Annotated in this window: 10 protein-coding genes; 4 read left to right on the top strand and 6 right to left on the bottom strand. The window is 35.0% G+C overall.

Annotated elements, in window-relative coordinates:
• The first annotated feature begins 531 nt into the window (after positions 1 to 531).
• Both QUF07_RS12790 and QUF07_RS12785 read left to right on the top strand, forming a co-directional pair.
• The gene (locus tag QUF07_RS12790) at positions 532 to 1,635 is read left to right on the top strand and encodes a replication initiator protein A (RefSeq protein WP_289427782.1); all 1,104 of its coding nucleotides are present in this window, start codon (positions 532 to 534) and stop codon (positions 1,633 to 1,635) included.
• 288 nt (positions 1,636 to 1,923) lie between these two features.
• Positions 1,924 to 2,103: a hypothetical protein gene (locus QUF07_RS12785; RefSeq protein WP_289427780.1), complete on the top strand. Its 180-nt coding sequence runs from the start codon at positions 1,924 to 1,926 to the stop codon at positions 2,101 to 2,103.
• Positions 2,104 to 2,427: 324 nt separating this feature from the next.
• Here QUF07_RS12785 and QUF07_RS12780 read toward each other — a convergent pair whose 3' ends face one another.
• Complete coding sequence (locus QUF07_RS12780; protein ID WP_013279411.1) at positions 2,428 to 3,015, bottom strand: site-specific integrase; 588 nt, start codon at positions 3,013 to 3,015, stop codon at positions 2,428 to 2,430.
• 103 nt (positions 3,016 to 3,118) lie between these two features.
• On the opposite strand from QUF07_RS12780, the gene QUF07_RS12775 reads away from it, so the two are divergent.
• Positions 3,119 to 3,397 (top strand): plasmid mobilization protein, encoded by a 279-nt coding sequence (locus tag QUF07_RS12775; RefSeq protein ID WP_003625288.1) that lies wholly within the window; start codon positions 3,119 to 3,121, stop codon positions 3,395 to 3,397.
• Positions 3,387 to 3,689 (top strand): type II toxin-antitoxin system YafQ family toxin, encoded by a 303-nt coding sequence (locus QUF07_RS12770; protein WP_005917927.1) that lies wholly within the window; start codon positions 3,387 to 3,389, stop codon positions 3,687 to 3,689. Before QUF07_RS12775 ends, QUF07_RS12770 begins: the two co-directional genes overlap by 11 nt.
• A 134-nt stretch (positions 3,690 to 3,823) precedes the next feature.
• On the opposite strand, the gene QUF07_RS12765 is transcribed toward QUF07_RS12770, so the two are convergent.
• The 5 genes from QUF07_RS12765 to QUF07_RS12745 form a co-directional block, all read right to left on the bottom strand.
• Positions 3,824 to 4,309 carry a hypothetical protein gene (locus tag QUF07_RS12765; RefSeq protein ID WP_289427734.1) on the bottom strand — a complete coding sequence of 162 codons (486 nt, stop codon included), beginning with the start codon at positions 4,307 to 4,309 and terminating at the stop codon, positions 3,824 to 3,826.
• Between the two features lie 86 nt (positions 4,310 to 4,395).
• Positions 4,396 to 4,962, bottom strand: coding sequence for a TIR domain-containing protein (locus QUF07_RS12760; RefSeq protein ID WP_289427731.1), 567 nt, complete (start codon positions 4,960 to 4,962; stop codon positions 4,396 to 4,398).
• On the bottom strand, positions 4,963 to 5,937 hold the full coding sequence (locus tag QUF07_RS12755) for a caspase family protein (RefSeq protein ID WP_289427729.1): 975 nt from the start codon (positions 5,935 to 5,937) through the stop codon (positions 4,963 to 4,965).
• 18 nt (positions 5,938 to 5,955) lie between these two features.
• Positions 5,956 to 6,342, bottom strand: a complete 387-nt coding sequence (locus QUF07_RS12750) for a hypothetical protein (protein WP_100212913.1) — start codon at positions 6,340 to 6,342, stop codon at positions 5,956 to 5,958.
• A 123-nt stretch (positions 6,343 to 6,465) separates the two neighbouring features.
• Positions 6,466 to 6,987 carry a DUF536 domain-containing protein gene (locus QUF07_RS12745; protein WP_289427725.1) on the bottom strand — a complete coding sequence of 174 codons (522 nt, stop codon included), beginning with the start codon at positions 6,985 to 6,987 and terminating at the stop codon, positions 6,466 to 6,468.
• Positions 6,988 to 7,066 lie beyond the last annotated feature (79 nt).

Raw genomic sequence — 7,066 nt, 5'->3', positions numbered from 1 at the left:
CTTCAATCAGCAAAAATAGTTATTGTTGCGTTAAAAACGGTGTGCTAAACTAAAGCTAATTTAACAACCGAATATTAATAGATCACGTTAATAAGCAAAAAATCCCAATCCACTTGGGATTGAGATTTTTTGCTTATTAGCAAGTAGCTATCACCCAGCTACTTAGATTCAGTCGATTTTAACTTGGCCGTCTAAATCGACTGAACATTGAGATCTAATTTATAGATTAATTATACCGCAGACTAGTCCGCCAGGACAAGTTAAGGATAGTTAAAAAAATAAATTAAAACCAATGGACTAAGTAGCTAGCAAGGAGCTGCCTAGTCCATTTTTATTTAGCTGTTAAAAATAAAAGAAGTTGCCGTTAGGCAACTAGAAAACAACATACGCTGCTGAATCACAAAACATTCATCGTTTGAGGCTTTGTGATTCGGTTAGAGCATATCAGATTTGTATTTTAAAGCAAGTCAGATGTTTTAGCAACTCTCTTTTGAGTCAGCGTGGGTTGGATATAGAAAGGGAGTTTTTATAATGACAGAATTTGATAATTTCAATTACTACGATGCCGACAACGTTTATGGAGCTTTATTTTTTCAGTTTCCCAAGGTTTTAATGTACGGAGAACAATACAAATACCTAAGTAGCGACGCCAAACTCGCCTATATGGTGCTCAAAGACCGGCTTGAATATTCTTTACGCAACCATTGGGTTGATGAAGCCGGCCATGTTTATTTTATTTTTACAAATCAGGAGCTCGAAAATTTATTTAACTGCCATAATCAAAAAGTTGTCAAAATAAAAAAAGAACTAGAAGCCACTCATTTGTTGATGCAAAAACAGCTGGGCTTTAACCCAAAAACTAAAAAAAATGAGCCGAACCGTTTATACCTGTCCAAGCTTGATGTGAAAGCTACCGACGTCTATTTACGGGGCAAATATGGGCAAAAAACGCCGCAAACCCTTGGTACGAGCGGAAATGTGAAAATCACACTTCCGCGGAAGACCGCTCAAACCCTTGGTACGAGCGGAAATGTGAAAATCACACTTCCGCATAAGTCCATTGACGATACCGCTCAAACCCTTGGTACGAGCGGAAATGTGAAAATCACACACAATCTAGATAAAGAACCTAAAGAGAGAGATAAAGATAGATACAATATAGATACTCACCAGTTGGACTTTTCCACAGCTAATTACACACCAGCAGAAATTAACCAGCAAAACCACGATTTAGTTAGCCATGCCTATGACTTTTTAACTGACGCGGACACAGGTCAACTCTTTTTAGAGCCATCAGCCGTTCAACTTTTAAGCTTTTGGTGCCGAACCCCGCAACAAATGCGTCGCTTCATTGGCATTATCTTAAATGCTAAGTATGCCATTGAAAAAGCCCACAAAGACCTCGGCGTTTGGATTACTTTAGATGATCCCGAACTAAAACCTCTAATGACCAAGACATTAAGACGCTACTTCAACGCCCTGAGAAGCAACGAGAAACACATCAAGAACGTCGAGAATTACTTATACGGCACCATGCAAAATCTATTTAGCATTTACTGGAACAAAAAAGCCAACGCTAAATATCAAGCTGAACATTCTAAAACAAGTCATCAGCAAGCAGCCCTCTTTAATTAGCTCTAAAATCGTTTCTCAGCCGTTTTAACCATGGGCTATATATTTATATTAAATTAGCGATTGAATTGCTTATACGAGCAAACAACGGACAATTTTAGCCGGCTTAGCCAACTTGAATCAGCGGGCTAATCATTTTAAATGATCACTGCTAGACTAGTCTAGCTTAAAAATACGCTTAGCAGTCTCCAGGGGGAACTATGCTCTTTTTTAGCTACATGAATTAGCAAGAATAGACTTTTATATTGATTAAACTGAGTATGAGCAACTTGTTCTAGGAGGCGTGGCTTTATGAGTAAAAAGATTTGGATGATTATTTTTCGTTATTTGTTAGCGATTGGCTTATTTTTAGCCTATAGTGCATTATTTGATAATCAAGATCATGATTTGATTAGATCGACTCTTGTTTTTGCTATGTGTCTTGGCCTTGCTATTATTCCATTTAGACATAAGACCAAAAGCAAAAAATAGTTTAAGGGATATATATAATTGATATTCTTGTAAAAAGATACTCATCTGGCCATTTTTCAGTGTATCTCATGTTGTTAATTGCTTTAATTATCTAGTTAAAATTAATAACGAATCAATGAGAGCTATTATGGCTAAAGGGTGTGTTTAAAGCAGGCCTAGTTAATGAAAATAGATAAAGAACACTAAAATTAGTGGTGGGTAATCAGCAGACCGAGTGAAACGAGGTCAATGCGCACTTACACATAGAATTTATTCTATGTTGTGCTAGACCCATTAAAAACCTGTATCAGAAGTCGCCGTTGGCGACAACAAAATCAAACTAATTTACCCAAAATCAATTTGGTTCAACATGTTTTCTGTACTTGCTTGATCCAAGCCTAAATAAGCTAAAGTCATGGCTTCACTTGAATGATTTAATAAGTGCATGACTAGGCCAATATTGTAATTTGATTGCGTGTAAACACGATAAGCCCCAGTTTTGCGCATCGTATGAGTACCTAGATAATTAATTCCTAATAGATCGCCAACCTTACTCATAATTTTGTAGAACTGTTTTTCAGTAATATGGCGTTCTGGGTGTTGAATTGAAGGAAAGAGCCATTCAGAATCCAGCTTATGATCAAGCAGCCATTGACGGTACAATAAGAGCTCTGTTTGAACAGGCTTAAGGTACAAGGTATTAGGTTTACCAGTTTTTCGGTCATGAATAAACGCATTTTGTTTAATAGAACCGTCCGGATTAAAAATATCGGCCTGTTTTAAGCCCATAACGTCACTCACTCGCAGTAGCGTCGCTTTACCAACTTGAAAAATCGTATAGTTACGTCGGCCAGCTTTAAAGTTATTGAGTAACGTATCTTGAACCTCTTTAAGAACGTTTGAATCTTTGATGGGTAAGACAACTTGTTGCATAAGCTGTTAGTTCCTTTACTTTAAAATTAATTTAGTTGCAGAAAACCTAAAAATCGAATATTATAATGTAGTACGATGGTAAACTTAAAGGAGGCGGATTAGAATGAGTAATACTATTATTAAAAACAAGACAATTTCAACTCGTGTAACACCTGACATTAGTGAACGGGCTAAAGCTAATCTAGCAAAACAAGGGCTAACCGTTTCTGAGTATATACGCTTATCGTTAGTTAAAGCGGCCAATAATGAAGTACGATTAGTCAGCTTTTTAGATTCTCCGGAAGCCTTAGCCGCTAAAAAAGAAGCAGAAACAGGGCAGGTCAAAAACATTGGTTCATTGACTGACTTTGAAGATTGGATCGATAAGTTAGATGCAAATTAAACAGACCAAATCTTTTGAACGTGAATTAAAAAAACTAGTCAAAAAACATTTCCCAATAACTGTCTTGAAGCCTTGTTTAGAAGCAATTGTTGAACAAGATGTACTTGTTTTGAAACAGATTAAAGATCATGCATTAAAAGGAAATTGGCGTGGCTATCGTGAATTTCACCCTGCCAGATATGGAAACTATGGTAAAAATTATGACAACTGGATTGTTATTTATCAGCTAGATCATGATGAATTGATTTTGTTATTGGTTGCAACTGGCTCCCATGAAATCTTGAATCAATAGCTATAGTTTAGGGGCACTTATAAAAAAATAAATTAAAATAGCCCCCAATATCTACATTATAGATATTGGGGGTTATTCTTTCAACGTTTTCGAGGGGCGATTTGTCAATTATAGACCGTCTTTAAAAATATGACCTATAATAAGCCAATCCATTCATTGAAAGGATCTAAGAATTCGCTACTATTCATCCAGTCAACGGATTTTAAATTGTATTCATGTTTTGTTATTGGTAAAGCACCAATTTCAAAAAGACCTTCATTATGAAGATCCTTTTCCGATATAAGCATGGTAGGCAAATTGAGCATGAATGCCATTGCGCCCTCTATTTGATTCCAAACTGAAGGATACAACTTATTATTTACTTCTTTTTCAAATTTAGTCTTAGGTTTAGAGATACCATTTCTTACTAACATTTGTGGTATTCCTAATATTATTATTCCAGAACATGCCTGCATTTCTTTTCTTATGGCTGAAGTAGGATACTCATTAGGAAAAACGGTTGATCCTATAGTAATAGGATTAAGGGATCGCTTCCTAAGTTCTTCTGTTAGTCTTTCTACGGAACTTATATAAACGGGATTATAATTATTAGGTCGACTCAAAAATATGTTTTTTGTCATCAGCAAATAGCCTCTTTTTAGGTCTATTATATATTTATTTCAAATACTATCTATTTACCAATTATAGGTTTTACATCTTATAAAAATTACTCATGTATTTCCAAATCTCTGCCATTTATCCAATCCTTTAGGCGGATATACTTGTTAGTGTTTTGAGGATCAGTTATCCAAAAATGCTTAGTATTAGATTTCCTAGTAGAAGCGTAGTCTATGTAAGGGTATAGGCCCAAATATTCTTGTCCCTTAAAATCTTCTCTATCCTCTTCTAATATGGGTAGAATACAAGCTTTTCCGTTGTGAATACCATCGCCTACTCCTAATTCCCAGGGGCACCACTTTGAATTAGTAACATTTTGGGTAGAAATGTATGCCAAGGACTTACATTGCTTAATTCTATCTTTAACTAACTCGGCTGTTTTTAAAGTTACGTGATTCCTGTTTAAATAAGGGTCTTGAACCCAATCAATATAAACTGAAAGATTATCTTCTTCAAAAAGAGAAGCCAATGCTGATATTAGTTTCTTGTCTAAAAAGCTATGAGATATAAAAATGTCATAATTGTTTTGATAGTTAAAGCTTTCATTGATAGATTTTCGTATTTCATACTGAGAATTACTTGAAACACGGGTTAGAAATTGTTTATTTAAAATCATCTATATTTTACCTTCTTTTGATAATTTGAAATACCTTTTTCCCAGAGAGGTCAGTCGACAAGACTCACTTTCCATGGCAGCAAAATACATATACTCTGCATTTACAGGTTCAACCAATCCTACTTTTTGGTAAAGTTGTAAATCTTTGAATTTATTTACATTTTTATCGTTAGCATATGGCACTTTAATTTCATGCTTTGCCGTTGGATCATTAGTGAACTCAAAAGAAGGATCTAATTTAAATTCTGAATTTTCATCCATGAAATATTCTTTTATCTTTCTCAATGTTGGTAGCTCTACTTTGGGAGTTACCCTTCTTAAATAATAAAAGCTCTTGGTATTAGTTTTAAAAATAGGTCTCTGACTCCATGAGCCTAAAGCTTGATCAATAAAAGAATAAATTCCTGCTGGAGTGACGTCCCCAGTGATAGTTGAGGCATATCCCTTCAAAGCTTGCATAAACAACGATGTAAACAAGCCCTGCCCATCACTTTCTATTGAAACTTCATCTTCAGAGCTAGCTGTCATAATGGTTACACCTTCACCTATTACGGAATCCGTAGAATTTAGGGCACCTATTCTTCCTAAATTACCAGAAAAACAAGAATCCAAAATTATAATTTTATTCTTTATTTTTGATTGATTAGCCATGTTTAAAATGTCAGTGGTAGAGATACCCATGTCGCCTTCTGAAAAATCAGGTGTTACAATGTAGCCTTCGTTTTCTTCCGCAAAGCCATGTCCTGAAAAATAAAAGAGTGCGACATCAGCAGTTCCCTCAAATAATTTTTGAATACACTGTTTTAAATATCCTTTACTGGAAATACTTGTTTCCAACTTAATATCAAAGTTAGGTGATCCATCTTCGTTTTTCTCTAACAAAGATGCGATATTGACTGCATCATTAACACATCCATGTAAGGGTGATATTGGATAATCGTTTATGCCAACAACTAATGCTTTACGCTGGGCCATACAAATTCCTCCTGATTCTTATTTTAATAAGTTTGATATCCATGTTTCTATAGTTGACCAGGTCCAAGATTTAACCTTGTAAGAAGGAACAGAGCTTGGAACATCATAGATTGAATGATTTTTATTACCCCAAAGAAAAAGTGTTGGAATATTCTCTTCTTGGGCACACTGTATTTCCCATAATTCACCACTTGCTTTTTTTGTATTAGAGGTTATAAAAACAATCATGCCATGGCACCCTTTAATTTTAGAACGACAATTAGTCTTCCATGAATTATCCCAAGGATTTTTCACAGACATGTCTATAAACTCAAAAGGGACTTTAGAATTATGAGATTGTCCTACGATAAAATCACGTAAATTTGTATCCTCAATTGCAAAACTAATAAATATCCTTTTTTTCATAATGAGCTCTCCTATACAATTAAATCGATGGTCTACTTTACTTACAATAGCTTTATTATAAATCGAAATACAGGCCTATTTTTAAAACTCGCCTATTCTATTTTTAAAACAAGATTTAAACAGTTACGTTTGCCAAAAATGCCACCAACCTTTATTGGGCTTATTTTCATGTATGTCTTCTTTCTTGTTATTTTCTCGAGGTTTTTGAGACGTTTTAGAAGTTTCAAGTAGCTCACTTAATTTTTGAACATGGTTCTGTAACTCTTTATTTTCTGTTACAGTAGTTAATTGAAGCTGTTGTTGGTGATCTAGCAGTTTTGTTAGATGGTCTATTTGTCGATCTTTGGTAGCAAGCTGTTTGTCACGTTGAGACTTTAAATCTTCTACTTCTCTTCTCAGAGTAGCAACCAGATCATTATTTCCTTTGCTAGTCTTTGTTGGCTCTTTGCTATCATTTTGTTGGTTCTTTGCTAGCAAAGATTTCGATATTCTGTTCTTAACAATGCTTTCAGCTAGGGGACTAATAAGGTTTTTGCCTTGGCTGTCTTTTTGCTGGTCCTTTGTTGGTAGTCTTTGGTAATGATATTGAATAGTCTGTTTAGAGACCCCCAATTCATCTGCAAGTTGTTTAATTGTTTTGACCAAGGTTAATCACCACCCAGTTTGAATTAGAAATGCTCTTTCTCTATTTTGGAGTCAATCTATCTAAAGTACAACTTCAATC

The sequence above is a fragment of the Lentilactobacillus sp. TOM.63 genome, from assembly GCF_030361045.1.
Lineage (GTDB): Bacteria > Bacillota > Bacilli > Lactobacillales > Lactobacillaceae > Lentilactobacillus > Lentilactobacillus dabitei.
The sequence above is the reverse complement of the archived record's forward strand: the minus strand, read 5'-3'. Positions and strand labels throughout refer to the sequence as shown.